Here is a 21,822-nt window from a genome sequence, read left to right on the forward strand (position 1 = left end):
CGTGGATGCTCCTGTAGAGTCGAGCCATGCTCGACTCATCGCGCACCGCGCGAACTGCAGCCGAGCATGGCTCGGCTCTACAGAAGCAGCGGTAGCGCCGGGCCACGCCCGGTGTCATTGCAGCGTCGGCAAGCCCGGCGGATTGGTCTGCGATTGCGGCACCGCCTCCTCGGCCACGTTCCAGCGCTTCAATGCCTGCGCATAGGTGCCGCTGCCGATCTGGGTGTTCAACGCCTGCGTCACCGCATCGGCCAGGCCGCTGCCCTTGCGCGTGGTCACCGAGATCGCCGCAGCGTTCGGCCAGCCCCCGGGGAACAGGCCCACGCGCCGCACCTTGCCATCGCGTGCCGAGTAGGCGCCGGTGGCATTGGGCTCGAACGAGACATCGGCGCGGCCAGTGATCACCGCCAAGCGGCCGACCACGGCGTCATCGAAGTACTGGTACTCCACCGGTTTCAGGCCGGCCGCAATGTTCTGCCGGTCCCACTGCCGCAGGATCTGGTCCTGGTTGGTGCTGGCACCCACCACCACCTTCAGCCCGGCCACATCAGCGGGTTTCTCGATCTTCTGGATGGGCCCATCGCTGCGCGTGTAGATGCCCAGAAGATCGTAGCGGTAGCTGGAGAAGTCGAACTTCTTCTTGCGCTCTTCGGTCACCGTCACGTTCGACAGCACCGCATCGTACTTGCCCGATTCCAGCCCCAGCGGCCAGTCCGCCCACGCGACCGGCACGATCACCAGCTTCAGGCCCAACGCATCGGCAATCAGCCGCGCGATGTCGGGCTCGATGCCGACCACGTCCTTGCTGTCGGCGCCGTAGTCGGCCAGCGGTAGCTGCCCCGGATGGGTGGCTACGGTAAACGCACCAGGGGTGACGAACTGATAGCCGGCGGGGATCAACGCCTGCGCCTTCGGGTCAAACGTGCCCTTCAGCACGGCCGTGTTCGCACCGGCCAGGCTGGTCGCGGCCACGGTGCCGGCATCCGGTGCCTGGCGTACGCGCGAATAGACGATGCCGGCAATGCCGATGACCAGCACCGCCACGATCAACAGGGTGCTGCGCGAGGGGCGACGCGGTGCTGCAGGGCTCATGGTGTTCCTTCCGGGGTTACAGGGTCTTGGCCAGGAAATCGGCGGTGCGTTGCTGGCGCGGGCGCTCGAACAGGGCCTCGGGCGTGCCCTGCTCGATCACCCGTCCCTGGTCCATCATCACCACGTGGTCGGCCACGCGGCGGGCGAAGCCCAGCTCATGGGTGACGATCACCAGCGTGGTGCCGGAACGGGCCAGCTCTTCGATCACGCTGAGCACTTCGGCCACCAGCTCCGGGTCCAGCGCCGAGGTCGGCTCATCGAACAGCAGTACCTTTGGCTGCAACGCCAGCGCGCGGGCGATCGCGATGCGCTGCTGCTGGCCACCGGACAGCTGGCGCGGGAAGGCATCGGCCTTGTCGGCCAGGCCGACCCGTTCCAGCAGCGTGCGCGCCTGCTGCTCGGCCTGCGCGCGCGGCACACCGCGTACTGCGATCGGCGCTTCGATGATGTTCTCCAGCGCGGTCAGGTGCGGGAACAGGTTGAAGCCCTGGAACACCATGCCCACTTCGGCACGCCGACGGCGGATCTCACGCTCGGGCAGTTCGTACAGGGTGTCACCGTCACGGCGGTAGCCGATCAACTGGCCGCCGACGGTCACGTAGCCGCTGTCGGCACGCTCCAGGTGGTTGATCAGCCGCAGCAGCGTGGACTTGCCGGCGCCCGATGGGCCGATCAGCACCGTCACGCTGCCGGCGCGCAGGTCCAGGTTCACATCCTCCAGCACCGGCTGGTCGCCAAACACCTTGCCTACGCCGTGCAGCGACACCGCCGCGCCCTCGCCCGCTTCGACCTGGGTGGCGATGCGCGGTCGGTGGATCACGCGCGGAGCAGCATCACTCTGCACGCGCAGCAGCGATGACACGTGCGATGCCGAGCGCTCGCGCTGCAGCTGGCCGCGCGCGAAACGCTGCTCCACGCGCCGCTGCAGCAGTGAAAGTACGGTCAGGATCACCAGGTACCAGACCGTGGCCACCATCAGCAGCGGCACCACCTCCAGGTTGCGGCGGTAGATCACCTGCACCGTGTAGAACAGCTCAGGCAGCGCCAGCACGTAGACCACCGACGTGCTCTTGGCCAGGCCGATCACATCGTTGAACGCGGCCGGCAGGATCGAGCGCATCGCCTGCGGCAGGATGATGCGGCGCACCTGGCGGCCACGTGGCAGGCCCAGCGCGGCCGCGGCCTCGTACTGGCCGTGGTCAACCGACAGAATGCCGCCGCGGATCACTTCGGCCGAGAACGCGGCTTGGTTCAGGGTCAGGCCCAGCACCGCGGCAGTGAACACACCGATCAGCTGCGTGGTCGGGTACGAGAACAGGTTGATGCCGGTGAACGGCACGCCCAGCTCGATGGTGCTGTACAGGTAGCCCAGGTTGTTCAGTAGCAGCAACAGCACCAGCAGCGGGATCGAGCGGAACAGCCACACGTAGCCCCACGACACCGCCGACAGCAGCGGCGAGCCGGACACCCGGGCCAGCGCGAGCAGCGTACCCAGCGCGAAGCCGAGCGCAGTGCCAAGCGCGGTCAGCAGCAGCGTACGGCCCAGCCCCTCCAGCACCGGGCGCGCGAAGAACCATTCGGCGAAGGTGCCCCAGCCCCAGCGCGGATTGCCCAGCACGGACTGCAGCCCGATCAGGATCAGCGCCAGTGCCAGCACCGTGCCGAAGACCTGCAGCGGATGCCGGGCCGGCACGATCTTCAGCGCCGGCGCTGGCGCCGGCCGGGTTGCAATGCCATCCAGCGCGGTCGAAGGCGTGCTCACGCGTGGGCTCCTTGCAGCTGGATCTGCGCAGGCAGGATGGGGGGCGCCGGTGCCCGCAGGTGCTTTTCGAACGGCAGGTGCGCAATGGTTTCGGGATCCGCATCCAGATCGAACAGCGCGGTGTAACCATGGCTGAGGTACAGGCCAACAGCTTCAGGCTGGCGGAAGCCCGTCGTCAGGAACACCCGCCGATACCCTTGCCGCGCCGCCTGCTCTTCCAGCTCCTGCAGCACGCGCCGCGCAATGCCCTGGCGACGCAGCCCGGGCAGCGTCCAGATGCGCTTGAATTCGGCGGTATCCGGATCACGGTGCGGCATGAACGCACCGCCGGAAATCGCCACCCCGTCGCGCAGCAGCAGCACGAAGGCGCCCACCGGGGCCGCAAAGGCCTGCGCCGGATAGCGCTGCAGCTCCTCGCGGGCGCTGCCACCGATGCGTCGACGCACGTCGGCGTAGCGGCTGTCGTACTCCTGCTCCAGGCCGTCGAACAGCGGCCGCGCCAGTGGGTCATCCACCGAGGTGTAGAGGAAGCGTTCGTTGCTGCTCATGCCACGTCCTTCACCAGATAGTCTTCGGCCAGCCGTGCCCACAGGCTGGCAGCGGGTGCAATGGCGGCGTCGTTGAACACATAGCGTGGGCTGTGCAACGGTGCGCTGTCGCCGTTGCCGACGAACACGAAGCTGCCGGGCCGCGCCTGCAGCAGGAAGGCAAAGTCCTCACTGGCGGTGCGCGGTGCGAAGTCGGGCACCACCTGTTCGGCGCCGAAGCCCTGCAGCGCCACCTCGCGGATGTACGCAGTCTGCTGCGGGTGGTTGATCACGCTGGGGAAGCCGCGCGGGAATTCAATCTCGGCGCGCGCGCCGAACGCGGCGGCGGTCTGCTCGGCAAGTTCCGTGACCCGCCGCCGCAGCGTGTCGCGCACTTCCGGCAGATAGGCGCGCACGGTCAGCTTCAGCTCGACCACGTCCGGAATCACGTTGGCGGCCTGCCCGCCGTGAATCGAGCCAACCGTAACCACGCCCATCTGCCGCGGGTCGACATTGCGCGACACCACACTCTGCAATGCGGTGACGATATGCGCCGCCGCCAGGATCGGGTCGACACTCCCTTGTGGCTCGGCACCGTGGCCGCCCTTGCCGATCACCTTCAGCCGCGCCCAGTCCACCGACGCCATCGCCGGGCCATCGACAAAGCCGAAGTGCCCCACCGGCACGCCCGGCCAGTTATGCAGCCCATAGATCGCATCCACCGGGAAGCGTTCGAACAGGCCATCGGCCATCATCTTCGACGCGCCCGAACCCGTCTCCTCTGCAGGCTGGAATACCAGCTGCAGGGTGCCGTCGATATTGCCGTGATGGGCGAGGTAATGCGCGGCGGACAGCAGGATCGCGGTATGCCCATCGTGACCACAGGCATGCATCAGGCCCTCGGTCTGGCTGGCGTAGGCCAGGCCGGAGTCCTCGCGGATCGGCAGCGCATCGATGTCGGCACGCAGGCCCAGGCGACGGCTGCCCTGCCCGCGCTGCAGCGTGCCGACTACGCCGGTGCCGCCGAGGCCGGTGGTGACCTCATAGCCCCATTGCTGCAGCAGCTCGGCCACGCGGGCACTGGTGCGATGCTCCTCGAAGGCCAGCTCCGGGTGCCGGTGCAGGTCATGGCGGATCGCGATTGTGGCCTCGGCGCGTGCCGCGATCTCCGGCAATATGCCGCTGGTTGGGTAAGTCCGCCGGGCGCGGCCCGGCGCTACCGCGGTTTCTCCGCTCATCGCCTTATCCCGCCTTCCGTGCCGGCTCGGCATCGGTCGCATGGCGGCTTGCCTTGTACGGCAGGTCCAGATGCTCGCGCAGCGTCTGCCCTTCCAGCGCGCGCTGGTGGTAGCCCCGCGCCTGCAGGATCGGCAATACCTGGGTCACGAAATCGTCCAGGCCCTCGCGCTGCGCGGCAAAGCCGAGAATGAAGCCATCGCTGGCACCGGCATCGAACCAGCGGATCAGCTCATCGGCCACGTGCTCCGGCGTGCCGATGAAGTTCGGTCGCGGGCTCACCGCTTCCAACGCCACCTGGCGCAGGCTCAAGCCCTTCTCACGCGCATCCTGCTTGATGCGGTCGGTGGTGGAACGGAACGAGTTGCTGCCGATGTCACCCAGCTCCGGGAACGGTGCATCCGGGTCGTACTGGCTGAAATCGTGGTGATCGAAGAACCGGCCGAGATAGGCCAGCGCATCCTCCAGCGTGGCCAGTGCGGCGATCGCCTGGTACTTGGCTTCGGCCTCCTCGGCAGTACGGCCGACGATGGGGCCGATGCCCGGAAAGATCTTCACGTCATTGCCGCTGCGGCCATGCGCGATCGCCGAATTCTTCACCTTCTGGGTGAACGCGCGGGTTTCCTCCAGCGACGGCGAGTGGGTGAACACCGCGTCGGCGTACTTGCCGGCCAGCGCGATGCCGTCGTCGGACGAACCGGCCTGGAAGATCACCGGCTGGCCCTGCGGCGAACGCTGGATGTTGAGCGGCCCTTCCACCTGGAAGAAGCGGCCCTTGTGGTCGAGGCGGCGGAACTTTTCCGGCGCGAAGAAGATACCGCTGTCGCGCTCGCGCACGAAGGCGTCGTCGTCCCAGGAATCCCACAGCCCCTGCACCACCTCCAGATACTCGTCGGCGATCTGGTAGCGCAGCGCATGTTCCGGGTGTGGCCGGCCATAGTTGCGGCCCGAACCCTCCAGTGGCGAGGTCACCACGTTCCAGCCGGCACGGCCGCCGCTGAGCAGATCCAGCGAGGCGAACTGGCGGGCCACGGTGAACGGATCGCTGTAGGACGTCGACAGCGTACCCGCCAGGCCGATCTTCTTCGTTGCCGTGGCCAGCGCCGACAGCAGCGAGATCGGCTCGAAGCGGTTGAGGAAATGCGGGATCGACTTCTCGTTGATATACAACCCGTCGGCCACGAAGCCGAAGGCGATACCGTTGTCCTCGGCCGTGCGTGCGATGTCGATGTAGAACTGCAGGTTGACGCTGGCATCAGCCGGATTGGACGGATGCTTCCAGGCATGCATGTGGCTGCCGGGGCCCTGCAGCATGATGCCGAACGGAATGTGGCGCGGGGTCGTGCTCATTGGGAATCGCTCCTGCAGGTCAGGCCACCGCCGCGCGCGGCGCAGGCGACAGCAGTTCGAGGGATGTCAGGCGTGCGTCGAGGTCGGCCACCGGCGCGTCGAGGATGAATTCGCCCACGCCGAAACGCCGGTGCAGCGCGTCCAGTTCGCCGCGCACATGCTGCGCATCACCGGACAGCACGCTGGGGCGCGTTTCCTCGATGCGGAAGTCGGCCACGCCCACCTGGCGCGCGTACTCGGCAGCCGCCTCGGGGCTGGGCAGGTTCACCGCCTGCCCGGGACCGAGGTGCAGCTTGTAGACGCGCAGCGCGCCGATATGACGCGCTGCTGCTTCGGCAGTCGGTGCGGCGAAGGCCACCGTGGCCAGCAGCGGGGGCTGCGAGGAGACGCTGCGGTAAGCGTCGAACGCAGCCTCGATATGTTTCGGGTCGCCATCGAAGTGCGCGGCGTACACGAAGCGCCAGCCCAGCTCGGCTGCTTGCTTCGCGCTCTGTGGGCTGGCCCCGAGCAGGAAGCGCTCAGGCGCCTGCTGTGGAATCGGGCGCGCCAGCGCCTCGGTCGTGGCACCGGACAGATAGCCCTCCAGGTCGCGCAGCTGCTGGTCGAAATCGGCGAATGCCGGGCGTCCTGCCGCCAGCGCGGCGGTCGATGCTGGCAGGCCACCGGGCGCCTTGCCCACCCCCAGATCCACGCGCCCCGGCGCCAACGCCGCCAGCAGGTTGAAGCTCTCTGCAACCTTGTACGGCGCATAGTGGCGCAGCATCACCCCGCCACTGCCGATGCGCATGCGCCGCGTCTGCGCCAGCACCCAGGCTGCCAGCACTTCCGGCGCAGGGCTGGCAAGCGCCGGGGCAGCATGGTGCTCGGCGAACCAGTACCGGTGGTAACCCAGCTGCTCGGCACGCTGCGCCAGCTGCAGGCTGTTGCGCAGCGCCTGTTCGGGCGAGGCACCCTCGGCCACCGGGCTCTTGTCCAGCACACTGATGAGATAGCTCACGGTCGCGTCCTCGCTCAGGGGTGGGCCACAGGAATGCCAAGCAATCCGTTCAGCGCGGCCAGGATCGGCTCGGCACCGGAGATGTACTGGCGGTCCTGATGCACGCCACTGGCCAGCTCGCTGCGCACACCCTGCGGCAGCACCAGCTTGGGCAACGACTGGTCCTGCTCGCCGATCTCGGCGATCACCTCGCGGCGTGGCCGCGCGAAGCCGATGCGGCGCACATCCAGCTGCGCGTCGAGGCCGTCGATGCTCGACAGCGCCCCTTCCAGCAGCAGGCTGTGCCGGCAGAAGAAACGCTGGCCAGGAATCTGGCCATCCTCGAACTCGCGGTCGAGCAGGAACAGGATGGGTTTGCTTGCTGCGTCCAACGCCACGGGAGTGTCCTCATCAGGGCCGGCAATGCGATGCCGCTTCGATCTCGATGCTAGGGATGCCGGTGCTTGCGGTGGCGATACCAGGCGACAATCGGCGGTCAGATCCGGCCATGCAGATGCGCCTTGGCCATAAGCAAAGCGCCGTCGGTTATGCCGTCAGGCAATGCGTCGTAGCGGCGCCGGTACCGCCGGCGCCTGCACGGCCAGATGCCCGGCCGCACGCTCGGTCGCCAGCGCGATGCGGGCCTGCAACGCTGCACTGTTGATGTGTTCGCCATCGAAGTCGGCCGGCGTGGCATACACTCCGATCGGCAGGGTGTGCGCCTGCAGGAAACTGAACAACGGCCGCAACTGATGGTCGATCACCAGTGCATGGCGCTCGCTGCCACCGGTCGCCGCCAGCAGCACCGGTGTATCCACCAGCGCCTCCAGCCCGATGAAGTCGACCAGGTGCTTGAACAGCCCCGGATACGACCCCCGATACACCGGCGCGGCCACCACCAGCAGCTCGGCCGCCTCGATCGTCTGCAGCGCCTGCTCCACCGCAGGCTCCGCCTCATCGCGCGACAACGACTGCCCCAACGAGCGCGCGATCGGCGCCAGCTCCACCACCTCCACGCTGGCGTGTACCCGCTGCTGCAACGACGCCAACAGGTGCCGCATCAGCAGCAACGTGCGCGACGTCGCCGAGCTGGTCGGTGACCCTACCACTGCAACCACCTTCAATGCAGAAGACATGAACTGCTCCTCGATGATGCCGGACTACCGCCGGCCGCCTTTCGCCTTTTGTAGCCGAGCCATGCTCGGCTGCTGTTGCCTTTGTAGAGCCGAGCCATGCTCGGCTGCTGTTGCCTTTGTAGAGCCGAGCCATGCTCGGCTGCTCCACCTCAGAACCGGTAATTGATCCGCCCGTACCAGAACGTCCCGATCCGGCTCAGCACATCGCCCGAATCCCACGTCGTCTCGATGCTGGCCACATCGGTAGCACTGCGCGCGTACTCCGGCACCTTGCGCGTGCGCTTGTCGAACACGTTGTTGATGCCCAGCGCCGCGCTCCAGCCCGCACCCAGCTCCACCGCACCTGAAAGGTTGGTCACCAGCACCGGCGGCTGCCTGTATTCCACGCCGTTGTTCAGGCGCTTGATCGGGCCGTAGTAGGTGAAGTCGACATTCGAGCGCCAGCGCCCGTTCTGCCAGCCCAGGCCTGCCACCTGGGTGTAGCTGGGCGTGCGGAAGCGCAGTGCGTACTCGCTGGATTTGGTCAGCAGGTTGATGTTGGGCAGCCCCTGCAGCGCCGCCGGAATATCACTGACCTTCCGGATCGTGGTGCGGCCGACGTTGGCCGCATAGCTCCAGCGCAGCTTGCCCCACGCCGTTTCCTGGTTCGCTTCCAGGGTCAGCTCGACACCGCGTGTGCGGGTATTGCCCACATTGGTGAAGTAGCTGGCGTAGAACGCATCACCCGGCAGGATGCTGATGCCGGCTGAACCCAGCAAGGCATCGATGGTGTTCTTCTGCGCCGCACTCAGCACCGTGCCGCTGTTGTCGGTAATGCGCGCTGGATCCTGCGCGTTGTAACCGATCTGGCTGGACTGGCCGAGCTGGCCGCGGATGTCGATCTGGTAGGCATCCACGGCCAGGTGGAACGCCGGGCTCGGGTCCCAGGTCACGCCCAGGCTGTAGTTGGTGGCTTTCTCGGGCTTCAGCGGCGTAGCACCCAACGCAATCGCCGCCGGCGAAGACACCTGTGCCACCAGCGTGGTGCCGCACGGGCAGCTGCCGGTGGCCTGGTAGAACTGCGCGCCCAGGCTGGGCGCATGGAAGCCGTTACTGACCGTCGCGCGTACACCCAACGCGTCGGTGAAGTCGAAGCGCGTGGTCAGGCGGCCCGTGGACACGCTGCCGAAGTCGGAATGATCTTCCCAGCGTGCAGCGGCATCCAGATACCAGCGCGCGGTGATGTTGCTGGCCGCACCCACATAGACCGCCTTGCTGTTGCGCGTCGCCTTCACCGCATCGGCGGTGGAGTAGCCCACGAACGCGGCGGCACCGAAGCCGGTGTAGGACTCCCACTGCCCTGCGCCGCGCTCATACTGTTCATGCTGGTACTCGGCGCCGGCGCTCACTTCCAGCGGTGACGCAAAGGCGGCCACCTCGAAGCCACGGCGCAGGTCCAGGTTGGCGATGCCCTGCTGGTAGTCCAGCTTGCCGTCATAGAAGTCGGTGGGCGAACCGGGGTACGGCAGCGAGTAGTTCACCGAATTGCGGGTATAGGTGCGTACCGTGCTGCGGTTGCCGGTCAGGCTTGCGTCGTAGTCCCAGCCCGCGATCTGGCCCTTCACGCCCGCGGTACCGGTGTACTGCTTCTCCTTGGTCTCCAGCACGGGCAGGAACCCATCGGGAAACACGCTCAGCACACCCGGCGCCTTGTAGGTGGTGAAGATGGTCGCCGGCAGGCGGAAGTTCTGGATCGCCTGCGCGGTGCGATCACTGGCGGTGGCATTGGCGTAGAACTGCGCGCTCTCGCCCAGGCCATGGCCCACGTTCACCGCAAACGCCTTCAGCGCATACGATGGCGAACTGAGGATGATGTTGGCCTCGGCATCGCGGTTGGCCTCGGCCGGGTTCGGCGACGCACCCGCGGGCAACCGGTTGTTCGGGCGCAACGCTACCCGATCGCCATTGGCATCCACCGCCGGGTAGCTCAGGTAGCCGTCGATGTAGCGGCGGCTGCGGATGGCATGATGCTGGCGGGTGGTTTCACCGGACAGGTTGACGAAGCCATCGGCGCCCCATGGCAGGCCCACGTTGGCACGCACGCTGGTGCGCGAGCCATCGCCATCAATGCTCTGCCCGCTCTCAACCGACAGGTCACCGCCATGCGCCTGCGACTTCAGGATCACGTTGACCACGCCGGTGATCGCGTCCGAACCATAGATGGCCGACGCGCCATCGCGCAGCACTTCCACATGGTCGATCGCCGAGACTGGAATCAACGCCAGGTCAGCCCAGGCATGGCCGGGGAAACCGCCGCCGTTGGCACCACTCACATAGGCACTGGCATTGCGGCGCTTGCCGTTCACCAGCACCAGCGTGTAACCCGGCGACAGATTGCGCAGCTGGTAGCCACGGATCAGGCTCTCCTGGTCGCTCTGGTAGCCGCCGATCTGGCTCAGCGACGGCAGCGAACGTTGCAACGCTTCCAGCAGGTTGCCCTGGCCAGTTGCAGCAAGGTCCTCTGCGGAAATCACATCGATCGGGGTGGAACTGTTCTTCACCGTGCGCGTGCTGGTGCGCGACCCGGTGACGACCACCGCATCCAGCGTGGACGCTGCCACGTTGGCCGTTGCAGCGGTGGCAGCAGGATCCGCATCGGCATCAGCCGCATGGCCAGGCGATGCGGCCAGAACGCTGGCGATCAGGACGGCGAGAGTGTTCAGCACAGGGGCGTGGGCAGCAGGCATGGGGGCTCGTGGGGGTGGGCCGGAAACACGCTTCCATTCAAGGGCCTGTTCACCCACCGCGACAGGCGCGATCGCGTCACCCAGCCGTAACATCCGGCCACCCACATGACCGCTGGTAATGACGTTAGGCGGCCGCAACGGTGCGCTGCTGCCTGTAGAGCCGAGCCCACGCTCGGCTGCTCTTCGCGACGGCGTCAGATGCATCCACCCCGCCGGCACTGAACCGAGCGTGGGCGCGGGTCTACAGGAAGGGAGCGACCGCTCCATATGCCTGCCCGGCATCACCTCATGCCCGCGCACCACGCAGCGCCACGCATCTGCACCCGTAGCATCAAGCCATGCCCAGCCCACCCGCCGATCCCAGCGCACCGCTCGTCGCCATCGTTGCCTGCCACGGCCAGGGGCTGTTCGAATTCGGTTGTGCGGTCGGCCTGTTCGCACCGGTGCGGCCAGAACTGGGCGTGGCCTGGTACCGCACCCAGCTGTGCGCGGGTGAACCCGGTGCACTGCGCATGCTCGGCAATGCACAGGTGCAGCTGCCCTACGATCTCAGCACTGTTGATGACGCCGACATCATCGTCATTCCCGGATGGCGCGAACCCAGCGAACGCCCGCCGCAGGCACTGCTCGATGCACTCGTCCGCGCCCACGTCCGTGGCGCACGCATCGCCTCGATCTGCTCTGGCGCCTTCGTGCTGGCCTGGGCCGGGCTGCTCGATGGCCGCCAGGCCACCACCCACTGGCGCCTCACCGAAGCGCTGGCGCGCGACTTCCCACGCATCGATGTGCGCGAAGACGTGCTGTACGTCGATACCGGCAACGTCATCACCTCGGCCGGCTCGGCCACCGGCATGGACATGATGCTGCACATGGTGCGCAAGGACTACGGCGCGCGCGTGGCCAACCTGGTGGCCGAGCGGCTGGTACTGGCGCCATGGCGTGATGCCGGGCGCAGCCAGCGCGTCAGCCGCGCCATTCCCCATGGCGAGCCCTCGCGTCTGGCAAAACTGATGGAATGGATGCGCCGCAACCTGCGCGAGCCGCACTCGCTCGGCAGCCTCGCCGAGCAGGCGGCCCTCAGCCAGCGCACCCTGCAGCGGCAGTTCCTGGAAGCCACCGGCCTGTCACCCATCGACTGGCTGATCCGCGAGCGCGTGGCATTCGCCCGCGAGCTGCTGGAAACCACTGACCGGCCGCTGCAGTGGATTGCCGAGCAGGCCGGCTTTGGTTCGCAGGAGTCGTTCCGCCGGCACTTCCGCGGCCAGGTGGACGCCAGTCCTACCGAATACCGCAGCCAGCATCGCGGCGGAATTGGCGCGGACCGGCTGGTGGGCTGCTGATCCAACGCATCACTCCCCGGTGATGCGTGAGGAAAGGCTCACGGCAGGCTACGGCGCCCCACGTATAGTGACGGGCGTCACAAGAAGCCCCTTCCATGCTCCACGCATTTGCCTACTCCAGCCACATGTCGGCTGGGCTTTCCGATGAAGTGCTCCGGCAGATCGTCTCCCGCTCTGCCACGTTCAACCGTCGCGTGGACGTCACCGGAGCGCTGCTCGTCGACGGGCAGCGGTTTTTCCAGTACGTCGAAGGTCCGCCCGACGGGCTGGAAGCGGTCAAGCGCCGCATCCAGGACAGCCGATCGCATGCTGCCGTCGTGCCGGTACTGGACATGGCGATCAGCACGCGTGCTGTTCCCTATTGGGCCATGACCCGCATCGAGACCGGGCAGGTCGTGGTGTCCGGCCTGGTCAATGCGCGATGGGACGAATTCGGCCATTCCGTTCCGGGCATGGATCAGCTCGTCGGCCTCCTGCGTCCGCACTTTCCGCGCATCGGCGCGCTCAGTGCCCGCCATGCGCCCGTCGGATCCAGCTGAACCGCCGCCTTGCGCGCGTAGTCCCACGCGGCCGCGTGCTCCCTGCGCACGTCATCATTCAAGCCGCGTTACCCATCGTTCCTGCCAGATCCACAGCATGCCTGTACCTGCTCAACCTTCAACGGAAACACGTGCCTCGCCCGCCGAGTTGTTCGAGGTTGTCGTCCTGCGCGCAGGCACCGCCCTGTTCGCGATCGACGTACAGGTGGCCGTGGAAATACGCGGCCCCGAGACCTTCGGCCCTGCGGACCAGCATGGCAGGCAGAGCCTGGAGGTACGGGGGCAGCCGTTGCCGGTGGCCGACCTGCGCAGGCTCAGCGGGCAACCGGCATTCGATGGCGGCAGCCCAGCCATGCTGTTGATCAGCGCCGGCACCGCAACCCTGGCGCTGGCGGTAGATGAAGTGCTGGAAATCGAAACACCGGACGCATCTCCAGACGCAGCCTCGCCGGCGCAGGGTCGACCGTTCAACTTCTGCAGCCGGCACGTTCGGGTGGATGCCACACGTTCGGCTGCGCTGATCGAACCGCAGTCGCTGCTGGCCGCGCTCGCGGTGCGGGACTAAGGCGCCTCTGCTCAAGGGCGCCTGCGAACCGGTTGAAACCGCATGCGCCAGCACTGCGCGGCAAAGCCGATCATAAACACCACCGTCAATCCCAGCAGCGTGTGCAGCACCACCGGCGCCATCGGCGCCGCAGCAATCGGATGCGCTGCCGGCAACCGTGTCAGCGTTTCATTCACGCCTGGCACCAGCGACAGCAGGAAGCTGAAGGACAGCGCAAATGTCGACACGTAAGGTGCGGCGCCACCCAGCCAGCGCAGCCGGGCCGCCAGCACGCCGCCGAACGCCACCAGCAGCACGATCACTCCGAATGCGTGGCCCGGGTTGATCCCGCCCGTACTGGAGACGGTGAACGACGTTGCCACCGACAGCACCAGCCCGAGCAGGTACAGCTTGCCGGAGCGTGTCGCGGGGTCGATCGCGCGATGGCGAATGAAGGCATACAGGCCGGCGAACACCGGTACAAGGCTGACGGCCGTGTGGATCACGCCCAGGGTGGACAGCGAGTGCGACATGGAACATCTCCAAGGGTTGATTGAACCTACTAGTAGGTAGACTTCTGAACCAAAGAAAAGGCCTACGTTGCCGCAGGCCCACCACACATCTATCAGGCAGCCGCGCTCACCCGCGCGATGGCCAGCCGTGCCAGCGCAGCAAACGTCGCCGCATCGCCGAAACCGCGCGCGGCCAGCATCGCGCCATGCACCGATGACATGAACGCCTTGGCCTCATCGGCCACCGGACCCTGCAGGCGCAGTTGACCCAGCGCCACGCCCTTTTCCAACGTGAGCGCCAACCAGCCACTCAAATCCTCGAAATGCCCGCGTACTTCTTCGGCAATCTCCGCAGGGATCATCGACGCCTCTGCCGCCAGCATCGCGCAGATGCAGAACGAAGACGTGCCACCGGCAATACAGCTCGACCAGTAGTCCACATAGGCGTTGAGCTCCTGCAGCGGGTCGTCCAACTGCCGGTCCAGCAGCGCCAGGCCTTCGCGCGCCTCGGCCCGGTACAGCTCAACCACCGTGCGCACCAGGTCCGCCTTGCTGGGGAAATGGTGATGGATGCTGGCCTTGCTGATGTTCACCCGCGCCGACACATCGGCGTAGCTGAAGCCGTTGTAGCCACCAGCCTCCAGCAGCGAACGGGCGTGGGCCAGGATCTCCTGGGCCTTGGGTGAGAGCGACTCTTTCATGCCGTCAACCTACTAGTAGGTTGACGCCCTGTCAACTATCCGCGGCCGGGTGGGCAGCATCTGGTAGTGCCGGCCGCTGGCCGGCAACTGCACGCACCCAACTCCACCGGGATGCCGGCCAGCGGCCGGCACTACCAAACCCGGGCGTTCGTGGCGGGATTTGACATGCAGGCATTTACCTGCATATAGTCCATCCAAGGGCGGCGCCTGCCGGCCCGTGGCGAGGAACCTGCAATGGTGGATATCGCACACCGGGTCGGCATCAAGGCCCCCGCAAGCCAGGTGTATCAAGCACTGGCCACCCCTGAAGGCGTCGCCGCCTGGTGGGCCGAAGACACCCATGGCGACTGCAACGTCGGCGGCACGGTAAAGGTCCGTTTCACCAACAGCGGCCAGGAAATCGGCGCCATGGAAATGCAGCTGGAACAGCTCGTTCCTGGCGAACTGGTGCTCTGGCAGTTCCTGGCCGGCCCCGCCGAATGGATCGGCACGCATGCGCGCTTTGCGCTGAAGCAGGAAGGCGACTACTGCATCGTCCTGTTCACCCACGAAGGCTGGAAGGAACGCGTCGAGTTCACCTCCCACTGCAGCACCAAGTGGGCGGTCTTCCTGCTGAGCCTCAAGGCCCTGCTGGAAACCGGCAAGGGTCAGCCCAATCCACACGACATCAGGATCGACAACTGGAACTGAAGACGCCCCGCATGAATGCAGACAAGGTGTTCAAGGCACTGGCAGACCCCACGCGCAGAACGCTGCTGGACCTGCTTTGCGAAGACAACGGCCAGACCCTGGGCCAGCTCTGCGAACACCTGGACATGGCCCGGCAATCGGTCACCCAGCACCTGGGCCTGCTGGAAGACGCCAACCTGATCAGCACCGTGCGCCGTGGTCGCGAAAAGCTGCACTTCATCAACCCGGTGCCGCTGCATGAAGTCTACGAGCGCTGGGTACGCAAGTTCGAGCAGCAGCGCCTGAGCCTGCTGCATGACCTGAAACGAGAACTGGAAGGAGAATGACGATGTCCGCAGAGACCACCCGCTTCATCCACGTGATCTACATCGCCTCCACGCCACAGAAGGTGTTCGAGGCCATCACCCGCCCCGAGATCGCCCGCCGCTACTGGGGCCATGAGAACGTCTCGGACTGGAAGCCCGGCTCGCGCTGGCAGCACGTGCGCGCCAACGAAACGCGCTCGGTCGAGCTGGTCGGCGAGGTGGTGGAAAGCACCCCGCCCACGCGGCTGGTCATCACCTGGGCCGCCGCCTCGCAGGCCGACAATCCCGCTGCCTACAGCCGCGTCACCTTCGAGATCGTGCCCTACCAGGACATGGTGCGGCTGACCGTTACCCACGACGAGCTGGAACCGGGCAGCGGCATGGATACCGGCATCCGCCAGGGCTGGCCGATCGTGCTGTCGAGCCTGAAGTCGCTGTTGGAGACGGGCAAGGGATTGGATGTGTTTGCGAAGCCGCAGTAAACGGCGGCGGCGGCGGCAACGCGGCCGATGCCGGCCAGCTAGCGCGCCGTCCAGCCCCCATCCACCGGCAGCGCCGTGCCGGTGATCTGCGCTGCAGCATCCGAGGCCAGGAACACCACCATTTCGCCCAGTTGCTCGGGCGTCACGAACTGCAGCGAGGGCTGTTTCTCGGCCAGCAACTCGCGGGCAGCGGTCTCTTGATCGGTGCCTTCGCGCTCGGCCAGCGCAGTGATCTGTTGCTCTACCAGCGCGGTCCGCACCCAACCCGGGCAGATCGCATTGGCGGTGATGCCGGTGCCCGCGTTCTCCAACGCGGTCACCCTGGTGAACCCGACCACGCCATGCTTGGCCGCCACATAGGCCGACTTGTTCACCGAGCCCACCAGGCCGTGTACCGACGCGATGTTGATGATGCGGCCTGCGCGCGGCTGCTTCATGTGCGGCAAGGCCGCTGCCGTTGCATGGAACACCGCCGAGAGATTCAGCGCCAGGATCGCATCCCACTTCTCGATCGGAAATTCCTCGATCGACGCCGTGTGCTGGATGCCGGCATTGTTCACCAGAATGTCGATGCGCCCCATCTCCGCAACTGCGCGGTCGATCATGCCTCGCACTGCCTCGCCCCGCGACAGGTCAGCACCGTCATGCGCCACGCGCACGCCGAACTCAGCTTCCAACCGGAAACGGATGCGTTCGATTTCCGCCGCCTCGCCAAAGCCATTCAATACGATATCGGCACCCTGCCGGGCCAGCGCCGTGGCGATGCCAAGACCGATACCGCTGGTGGAGCCGGTGACCACCGCAACCTTTCCGGAGAACATGGGCGAGCTTCCATTAGGCGTAGGAAGCCAGTGTAGCTCCACGCGCCAGCCCTTGTTGAATGGCATCGGCCCATACCGGCCCACCGCTAGAATCGGATGCCCGCCCAGTCAACGCTCGCCAGCGGATTGGCCTTCCGTATCGCCTCCAGGAAGAGCACGAAGTCGCGGTTGAACGGCGACAGGTCGTTGGTGAACGTCACCGACCTTCTGCCTGACGCCTTGCTGCTCGAATGCATACCCGGCAGGTACAGCAAGCCGCCGCAGGTTCCAAGCGCTCAATGTTCTCGCAGCCTGAGGCGTGTTCCTCCGAGCTACCGGCACAGCCGGCCAGCAGAACCCGGTACAGGGCGAAGAGATGAAGAACCGCGTTGCATGTCATGTACGAGGGCTTGCCTGGAAAAACGCACCTCGTCCAGAAGGTCCTGGCCGGTGCCCTGTTCCATCGGCGTGGGCTGCCGAATCCATATCCTCACAACTTCGTACAGATCTGATGGAGCAATGCCACACCGGGCATCAATCTTGTCGTCCCTGCAAGGCATCGCCGATGCCGCGTTTCCTGGACCCGAATGAAATACTCCTGCATCGCAGCTGCCATCCTGACCCTATTGGCCGCAGAACCCGCAATCGCGTTCCCGGACTGTCCGACCCAGTACTGGTCGCCATCGTCCGTCGGCCACAAGGAACAGCTGCCCAATACTCATCGCCCCAATGAAAACAACTGCAAGATAACGGAATTCAGGGTTGATGATCATCAGTGGATGAACAGCGTCCGGCTTCCCTCGGAATTCTCATTACTGAGAATCATCAACAGCTCCCTCGATTCCGGCAAGACGCTCAAGATTTACGGCGCAGTTCAAGGCGTGGCGGGAGATCCACTGAAGCTCGCCGCAGGCAGGTCAATCGATTTCAGGGGGAGAAGCAAAGGCCACGCTGCGTGGCTGCAACATCCGGAGTTGCACACCGCCCCCAATCAACCACAATGGCAGATCCCGCGTAACAGCGGACTGATCTCCAATGTCACACTGCGTGACGGTAAACACGCTGGACAACTTATCCTCCCGGCAACCGGCTCAGCGTTCGACACCATCACAATTCACAACGCCTCCTCGACAGAAACCAACGTACTGGGGACACACACTGCCTTTCCTGGTCAACGCATGACCGTGCTACCGAACAGCACCGCCCGCGCCGAGTTCGATCCCGTTGCAAAGCAGTGGGACTGGGTCCACGCACCCTATTCCGTGAGGACGCTCGCGCAAAGGTACCAGCGCATTTCTTCCCGTTCCATCCTGGAGCTGTACGACGGCGAGTGGATCGGAAGAGTGCCTCTGCCGCTCACGCGTTATGATCGTGATAGGCACATCATCCTCTCCGACGCAGACTGGGATTCGTTGATCGACCCCAATCGCGATGCGACCTACGCACTGCGCAAAGGAGATGAGTACGAATTCATCTATATCTCCGAATGGGGACGTTGGCATGTTCTTCGCCAACCCGTCCAGCAAGAGATCCTCAGAGAGCTGAAGAACGGGCGGCTGACAGACGAAGGCTACCTGCTGACCAAGGTCTCAGCAGACGAGGGCACCGCGGCCAACAGCCAGCTCAGGCTCCCTGCTCCCCGGCAGGGTGCACGCATTGTCCTGACCAACACGTCGTCCCATACCATCCCGGTAACCTACGGTACATTCCGTGCCAACGCTCGCCCGCGCGAACAGATTGTGTTTCGTTCCGAAAATGGCTCCACGTGGCAGCGCGAAACGGTCACCATCGACCTGGCGTTCCTTATTGATCTTAGCGCTGAAGAGGTTGAAAACAGCTGGGACGCGCACATGATCATGCGCGAGAATCTCAGGCTGGCCAACGAGGCCCTTGAGAACTCCGGAGCCACATACCGCTATAGAGAAGCCGCTGTGCGCGTCAGCCAACCCGGCGAGTTCGGCTACTTCCCGCGCAAGGAACTCTGGCGCGTGCCAACGCTGCTGTTCGATGACCGGCATGCCCTTCAATTCATGAAGGACCATGACGCCGACGGCATCTACTACGGCGGAAGCCACAGGTGGAGCAAGAATGACTGCGACTGGTATCGCTACTCCTCTGCGGCGAAATCGCTTGTCATTGCAACGTCGCTGACCTGCCCGACAACCACCTTCCGCCAGGGAGCCGGTTATGCGCACGGACTGCCCGTTGTGCTCAACCCCCGGCAACCGATACCGGTTATCGGCGCGGGGAATCAGCTCCCCTTCTACCCCACTCCCCATAAGCTGCTTCCCGATAACCGCATCGCCGTCAACCCGGGACAGGAGCACATCCTTCAGAAGATGAACGCAATGGGAGAACAGTTCTCAAAGTACTCTGAGCAGCGCAGGTAATCTCTTCCCGCGCAATCAGAAAGTTCGCTTGTACCCGATCCGTGGCGCCCGCAGCTTGCCTTCGGGCGCCACGGTAGCCCAGCGCGCCATCACTTCCAGTGATCCGGCCCCAGGAATGGCAGGCTCAACACAAACACCGGAACCGCCACCGGCACCAACGCAGCTCCCAATACCTTGCCGGCCGCTGCACCCGCCCCCGGCTTGTCCGCCCTCTCAGGCAGGATCCGCTCAGCCCGCGCCATGATCGGCTGCGCCAGCTTCCCCTTCTGGCCCAGCGCAGCAGCATCCGGCAGCTGCACCCGCTCGCCGTCGCCCTCGAACAGCGCGCTGTAATAGCTGCCGCCCTTCCTTGAAAGATTGCAGGCGCGGTCAAAGGCCAGCGCGTAGCGGGTCCGCTCCATCGGCAGGTAGTAGCGCGCCCGCTCCTCCACGGCCTTGGCCTCACGCGGGGTGACCTCAATCCGCTCCAGCTTGAACTGCGCGGCCTGCTCCGCCGTCACCTGCTCCGGCCGCAGCAGCAGCGCATAGCTGCCGTGCACCTTGGCCTTGTTGGCCGGGTCGCGCCAGTCCTCATGGAAGTACATCTGCGCGCAGGCCACCGCCTCGCGCAGCGGGCTGTCCATCAGCGCACGGTACTCGCGGAACGGCGCGGCATTGAAGCGCATCGGCTCGTCATAGCGCGGCAGCAGATACAGCTGGCCGTCGTCGGCCACAAAGGCGCTGGTGACCTCACGGTTCCAGACGTGCTCCTCCGGCCCGCTGGCGCAACCACCCAGCAGGCCAAGGCACAGAGCGGAGAGAATGAAGTAGGACGTTCGCATGTCGTGTTCGAGGGCTTCCCTGGGAAAACGGCCCCGCCCAATGAGCGAGGCCAGTTCGCCATGGTGCCACGCGCTACATCACGCGCCAAACCGGCCCAACCGCAGCGTCACAGGATGGATCGGTAGGTCCCACCCTCTACGCGCACTGCTGCACCATTGGAGGCCGCGCCCAACGGGCTGGCCAGCAGCGCCACCATCGCCGCGATCTCGTCGGCCTCGATCATCCGCGCGATCAGCGAACTGGGCCGGTAGGTCTGGAAGAAGTGCGCTTCAATCTCTGCATCGGTCATGCCCGGTCGCGGCGCGGTCTGGCGCAGGTATTCCACAATGCCCTCCGAGCGTGTGGCCGATGGCAGCACGCTGTTGACCGTCACCCCGGTGCCCCGGGTCAGCTCAGCCAGGCCACGCGACACCGCCAGCTGCGCCGACTTGCTCACCCCGTAATGCACCATGTCCGGCGGCGTGAACGCACCTACCTCGCTGGACATGAAGATCACCCTGCCCCAATTACGTTCCAGCATGCGCGGGAAGTAGTGCCGCGACAGGCGCACGCCGGACAGTACGTTGACCTCCAGCATGCGCATCCAGTCATCGTCGCTGATGTCGGCAAAGGCCTTCGCTTCGTAGTAGCCCAGGTTGTTGATCAGGATATCGGTATCAGGTTGTGCCGCGATCACGGCGGCCGCGCCGTCGGCGCTGGCCAGATCAGCCACCACCGTAGCCAGTTGCGCGCCCGGCGCCCCAGCGCTGATCTCGGCCATGGCTGCCTGCAGCTTTCCCGGGTCACGCCCGGTGAGGGTCACGCTTACGCCTTCGCGTGCCAACGTGCGCGCGATAGCCAGGCCAATACCGGCGGTCGCGCCGGTCACGAGTGCGGTCTTGCCCGCCAGTTGAAGGTCCACGAGGTTAATCCTCTGAGTAGGAAGGGGCGTCCCGCGCGCCGAGCGCAGGACTCACCGAGAAAACAGATGTGCTGTCTGGCTTACTTCAACCGCTCCACCAACCGCTGCCCCACCTCCAGCGCCGACGCCGGGTTCTGCCCGGTAATCAGCTCGCGGTCCACCACCACATGCCCGGTCCACGGTGTGGTGTTACTGCTGAACGTCGCACCCGCCCGCTGCAACGCGGTCTGCGGGTAGAACTTCATCTCTCCACCACCCAGCAGCGGCTTGGCCTGCTCTTCTTCCTGGTTGCTGATCACCGTCATCTGGTAGCCGCTGTAGATCCACTTCGGCGTGGCCGGCATCGCACCCGCCTCCAGCGTCGCCACGAAACCCGCCGCATCCGGCAACGTGGACAGCAGCGCGATCGGCCCGTGGCAGACCAGCGCGGTGGTCTTGTTGCGCTGGTGGAAGTCGGCCAGCAAGCGGCCCAGCGCCGGGCTCTTCAGCAGATCCTGCATCGGCGCGTGGCCACCGGGAATGTAGACCGCATCGAAACGCGCATAGCCCTGCTGCTCCACGCGCGCCAGGCTGACCACCGGCGAGGCCGTCGGCGAGGTCAGCGCCAGTTTCTCAAGCAGCTCCTTGTGCAGCTGCAGCTGCGCGGCATCGTTGCCGAAGTACGCCGGCGTCACCGAGGACGCATCCACCGTCGGCGCCTGCCCCTGCGGCGTGGCGAAGGTCACCTCATGGCCCGCATCCAGCAGCAGCTTGACCGGCTGCATCAGCTCATTGAGATAGAAGCCGGTGGACAGCACCTTGCCGTCCTTCAGGTCCAGGTGGCTTTCGTCGGACAGCACCACCAGCACATTGGCGGCCTGCGCGCCGCTGGCGGCCAAGGTCAGGGCCAGCGCTGCGGCCAGCCGGGTCATCAGGTTCATGTGGAGCTCCTATCGGGGAATGGCCGCCACTTTATTCATCGCCCCAGCGGCGATAAATTGACCCCATCGCA

The 21,822-nt window shown here is 65.7% G+C and carries 22 protein-coding genes; 7 read left to right on the top strand and 15 right to left on the bottom strand.

Annotation, left to right across the window (positions count from 1 at the left end):
- Positions 1 to 114 precede the first annotated feature (114 nt).
- The 9 genes from AC2A1N_RS09730 to AC2A1N_RS09770 all read right to left on the bottom strand — a co-directional run bounded on the left by AC2A1N_RS09730 (position 115) and on the right by AC2A1N_RS09770 (position 10,805).
- Entirely contained in the window at positions 115 to 1,092 is a 978-nt protein-coding gene (locus AC2A1N_RS09730) for an ABC transporter substrate-binding protein (RefSeq protein WP_061477870.1), read from the bottom strand.
- Positions 1,093 to 1,108: 16 nt separating this feature from the next.
- Complete coding sequence (locus AC2A1N_RS09735; RefSeq protein WP_082783257.1) at positions 1,109 to 2,854, bottom strand: amino acid ABC transporter permease/ATP-binding protein; 1,746 nt, start codon at positions 2,852 to 2,854, stop codon at positions 1,109 to 1,111.
- A complete protein-coding gene (locus AC2A1N_RS09740; protein ID WP_061477871.1) occupies positions 2,851 to 3,402 on the bottom strand; it encodes a GNAT family N-acetyltransferase in 552 nt (183 codons plus the stop codon). The genes AC2A1N_RS09735 and AC2A1N_RS09740 overlap by 4 nt, the downstream gene beginning before the upstream one ends.
- Positions 3,399 to 4,619, bottom strand: a complete 1,221-nt coding sequence (locus AC2A1N_RS09745; protein WP_082783258.1) for a M20 aminoacylase family protein — start codon at positions 4,617 to 4,619, stop codon at positions 3,399 to 3,401. The genes AC2A1N_RS09740 and AC2A1N_RS09745 overlap by 4 nt, the downstream gene beginning before the upstream one ends.
- Before the next feature lie 4 nt (positions 4,620 to 4,623).
- On the bottom strand, positions 4,624 to 5,967 hold the full coding sequence (locus AC2A1N_RS09750; protein ID WP_061477872.1) for an LLM class flavin-dependent oxidoreductase: 1,344 nt from the start codon (positions 5,965 to 5,967) through the stop codon (positions 4,624 to 4,626).
- Between the two features lie 19 nt (positions 5,968 to 5,986).
- The gene (locus tag AC2A1N_RS09755) at positions 5,987 to 6,964 is read right to left on the bottom strand and encodes an MsnO8 family LLM class oxidoreductase (protein ID WP_061477873.1); all 978 of its coding nucleotides are present in this window, start codon (positions 6,962 to 6,964) and stop codon (positions 5,987 to 5,989) included.
- Positions 6,965 to 6,978: 14 nt separating this feature from the next.
- Entirely contained in the window at positions 6,979 to 7,341 is a 363-nt protein-coding gene (locus tag AC2A1N_RS09760; protein WP_061477874.1) for a DUF3088 family protein, read from the bottom strand.
- Between the two features lie 156 nt (positions 7,342 to 7,497).
- Positions 7,498 to 8,079 carry an FMN reductase gene (gene msuE / locus AC2A1N_RS09765; protein ID WP_484372140.1) on the bottom strand — a complete coding sequence of 194 codons (582 nt, stop codon included), beginning with the start codon at positions 8,077 to 8,079 and terminating at the stop codon, positions 7,498 to 7,500.
- A 149-nt stretch (positions 8,080 to 8,228) separates the two neighbouring features.
- Entirely contained in the window at positions 8,229 to 10,805 is a 2,577-nt protein-coding gene (locus tag AC2A1N_RS09770) for a TonB-dependent receptor plug domain-containing protein (RefSeq protein WP_061477876.1), read from the bottom strand.
- A 338-nt stretch (positions 10,806 to 11,143) separates the two neighbouring features.
- On the opposite strand from AC2A1N_RS09770, the gene ftrA reads away from it, so the two are divergent.
- The 3 genes from ftrA (at position 11,144) to AC2A1N_RS09785 (ending at position 13,249) form a co-directional block, all read left to right on the top strand.
- On the top strand, positions 11,144 to 12,145 hold the full coding sequence (ftrA, locus tag AC2A1N_RS09775; RefSeq protein WP_242891443.1) for a transcriptional regulator FtrA: 1,002 nt from the start codon (positions 11,144 to 11,146) through the stop codon (positions 12,143 to 12,145).
- Between the two features lie 95 nt (positions 12,146 to 12,240).
- Complete coding sequence (locus tag AC2A1N_RS09780) at positions 12,241 to 12,684, top strand: BLUF domain-containing protein (RefSeq protein ID WP_242891441.1); 444 nt, start codon at positions 12,241 to 12,243, stop codon at positions 12,682 to 12,684.
- 97 nt (positions 12,685 to 12,781) lie between these two features.
- Positions 12,782 to 13,249, top strand: a complete 468-nt coding sequence (locus AC2A1N_RS09785) for a chemotaxis protein CheW (protein ID WP_484372143.1) — start codon at positions 12,782 to 12,784, stop codon at positions 13,247 to 13,249.
- An 11-nt stretch (positions 13,250 to 13,260) separates the two neighbouring features.
- Here AC2A1N_RS09785 and AC2A1N_RS09790 read toward each other — a convergent pair whose 3' ends face one another.
- Together AC2A1N_RS09790 and AC2A1N_RS09795 are read right to left on the bottom strand one after the other, a co-directional pair.
- On the bottom strand, positions 13,261 to 13,761 hold the full coding sequence (locus tag AC2A1N_RS09790) for a hypothetical protein (RefSeq protein WP_484372145.1): 501 nt from the start codon (positions 13,759 to 13,761) through the stop codon (positions 13,261 to 13,263).
- 92 nt (positions 13,762 to 13,853) lie between these two features.
- The gene (locus tag AC2A1N_RS09795) at positions 13,854 to 14,441 is read right to left on the bottom strand and encodes a TetR/AcrR family transcriptional regulator (protein WP_484372147.1); all 588 of its coding nucleotides are present in this window, start codon (positions 14,439 to 14,441) and stop codon (positions 13,854 to 13,856) included.
- Positions 14,442 to 14,675: 234 nt separating this feature from the next.
- On the opposite strand from AC2A1N_RS09795, the gene AC2A1N_RS09800 reads away from it, so the two are divergent.
- From AC2A1N_RS09800 to AC2A1N_RS09810, 3 genes are read left to right on the top strand one after another with little or no spacing between them, the layout of a single operon-like run.
- The gene (locus AC2A1N_RS09800) at positions 14,676 to 15,131 is read left to right on the top strand and encodes an SRPBCC family protein (protein ID WP_484372149.1); all 456 of its coding nucleotides are present in this window, start codon (positions 14,676 to 14,678) and stop codon (positions 15,129 to 15,131) included.
- Between the two features lie 11 nt (positions 15,132 to 15,142).
- Positions 15,143 to 15,457 carry an ArsR/SmtB family transcription factor gene (locus tag AC2A1N_RS09805; protein ID WP_005416268.1) on the top strand — a complete coding sequence of 105 codons (315 nt, stop codon included), beginning with the start codon at positions 15,143 to 15,145 and terminating at the stop codon, positions 15,455 to 15,457.
- A 2-nt stretch (positions 15,458 to 15,459) separates the two neighbouring features.
- Positions 15,460 to 15,918: an SRPBCC family protein gene (locus tag AC2A1N_RS09810; RefSeq protein ID WP_484372151.1), complete on the top strand. Its 459-nt coding sequence runs from the start codon at positions 15,460 to 15,462 to the stop codon at positions 15,916 to 15,918.
- 38 nt (positions 15,919 to 15,956) lie between these two features.
- Here the strand turns inward: AC2A1N_RS09810 and AC2A1N_RS09815 are convergent, their stop codons facing one another.
- Positions 15,957 to 16,739, bottom strand: a complete 783-nt coding sequence (locus AC2A1N_RS09815) for a 3-hydroxybutyrate dehydrogenase (protein ID WP_484372153.1) — start codon at positions 16,737 to 16,739, stop codon at positions 15,957 to 15,959.
- Positions 16,740 to 17,305: 566 nt separating this feature from the next.
- Between AC2A1N_RS09815 and AC2A1N_RS09820 the strand changes: the two genes are divergently transcribed.
- Positions 17,306 to 19,108: a hypothetical protein gene (locus AC2A1N_RS09820; RefSeq protein ID WP_484372155.1), complete on the top strand. Its 1,803-nt coding sequence runs from the start codon at positions 17,306 to 17,308 to the stop codon at positions 19,106 to 19,108.
- 89 nt (positions 19,109 to 19,197) lie between these two features.
- On the opposite strand, the gene AC2A1N_RS09825 is transcribed toward AC2A1N_RS09820, so the two are convergent.
- The 3 genes from AC2A1N_RS09825 to AC2A1N_RS09835 form a co-directional block, all read right to left on the bottom strand.
- A complete protein-coding gene (locus tag AC2A1N_RS09825; RefSeq protein WP_484372157.1) occupies positions 19,198 to 19,929 on the bottom strand; it encodes a hypothetical protein in 732 nt (243 codons plus the stop codon).
- A gap of 107 nt (positions 19,930 to 20,036) precedes the next feature.
- Positions 20,037 to 20,831 carry an SDR family NAD(P)-dependent oxidoreductase gene (locus AC2A1N_RS09830; protein ID WP_061477886.1) on the bottom strand — a complete coding sequence of 265 codons (795 nt, stop codon included), beginning with the start codon at positions 20,829 to 20,831 and terminating at the stop codon, positions 20,037 to 20,039.
- A gap of 80 nt (positions 20,832 to 20,911) precedes the next feature.
- Positions 20,912 to 21,751: a type 1 glutamine amidotransferase domain-containing protein gene (locus tag AC2A1N_RS09835; protein ID WP_484372159.1), complete on the bottom strand. Its 840-nt coding sequence runs from the start codon at positions 21,749 to 21,751 to the stop codon at positions 20,912 to 20,914.
- Between the last annotated feature and the right edge of the window lie 71 nt (positions 21,752 to 21,822).

The organism is Stenotrophomonas maltophilia group sp. SKK55, from assembly GCF_057179845.1.

Coding starts and splice junctions, on each gene's coding strand:
- AC2A1N_RS09810 (WP_484372151.1), top strand. CDS start 15,460: ATGTCCGCAGAGACCACCCGCTTCATCCACGTGATCTACATCGCCTCC.
- AC2A1N_RS09800 (WP_484372149.1), top strand. CDS start 14,676: ATGGTGGATATCGCACACCGGGTCGGCATCAAGGCCCCCGCAAGCCAG.
- AC2A1N_RS09780 (WP_242891441.1), top strand. CDS start 12,241: ATGCTCCACGCATTTGCCTACTCCAGCCACATGTCGGCTGGGCTTTCC.
- AC2A1N_RS09750 (WP_061477872.1), bottom strand. CDS start 5,967: ATGAGCACGACCCCGCGCCACATTCCGTTCGGCATCATGCTGCAGGGC.
- AC2A1N_RS09745 (WP_082783258.1), bottom strand. CDS start 4,619: ATGAGCGGAGAAACCGCGGTAGCGCCGGGCCGCGCCCGGCGGACTTAC.
- AC2A1N_RS09825 (WP_484372157.1), bottom strand. CDS start 19,929: ATGCGAACGTCCTACTTCATTCTCTCCGCTCTGTGCCTTGGCCTGCTG.
- AC2A1N_RS09730 (WP_061477870.1), bottom strand. CDS start 1,092: ATGAGCCCTGCAGCACCGCGTCGCCCCTCGCGCAGCACCCTGTTGATC.
- AC2A1N_RS09815 (WP_484372153.1), bottom strand. CDS start 16,739: ATGTTCTCCGGAAAGGTTGCGGTGGTCACCGGCTCCACCAGCGGTATC.
- AC2A1N_RS09790 (WP_484372145.1), bottom strand. CDS start 13,761: ATGTCGCACTCGCTGTCCACCCTGGGCGTGATCCACACGGCCGTCAGC.
- AC2A1N_RS09785 (WP_484372143.1), top strand. CDS start 12,782: ATGCCTGTACCTGCTCAACCTTCAACGGAAACACGTGCCTCGCCCGCC.
- AC2A1N_RS09740 (WP_061477871.1), bottom strand. CDS start 3,402: ATGAGCAGCAACGAACGCTTCCTCTACACCTCGGTGGATGACCCACTG.
- AC2A1N_RS09820 (WP_484372155.1), top strand. CDS start 17,306: ATGAAATACTCCTGCATCGCAGCTGCCATCCTGACCCTATTGGCCGCA.
- AC2A1N_RS09770 (WP_061477876.1), bottom strand. CDS start 10,805: ATGCCTGCTGCCCACGCCCCTGTGCTGAACACTCTCGCCGTCCTGATC.
- AC2A1N_RS09795 (WP_484372147.1), bottom strand. CDS start 14,441: ATGAAAGAGTCGCTCTCACCCAAGGCCCAGGAGATCCTGGCCCACGCC.
- msuE (WP_484372140.1), bottom strand. CDS start 8,079: ATGTCTTCTGCATTGAAGGTGGTTGCAGTGGTAGGGTCACCGACCAGC.
- AC2A1N_RS09835 (WP_484372159.1), bottom strand. CDS start 21,751: ATGAACCTGATGACCCGGCTGGCCGCAGCGCTGGCCCTGACCTTGGCC.
- AC2A1N_RS09805 (WP_005416268.1), top strand. CDS start 15,143: ATGAATGCAGACAAGGTGTTCAAGGCACTGGCAGACCCCACGCGCAGA.
- ftrA (WP_242891443.1), top strand. CDS start 11,144: ATGCCCAGCCCACCCGCCGATCCCAGCGCACCGCTCGTCGCCATCGTT.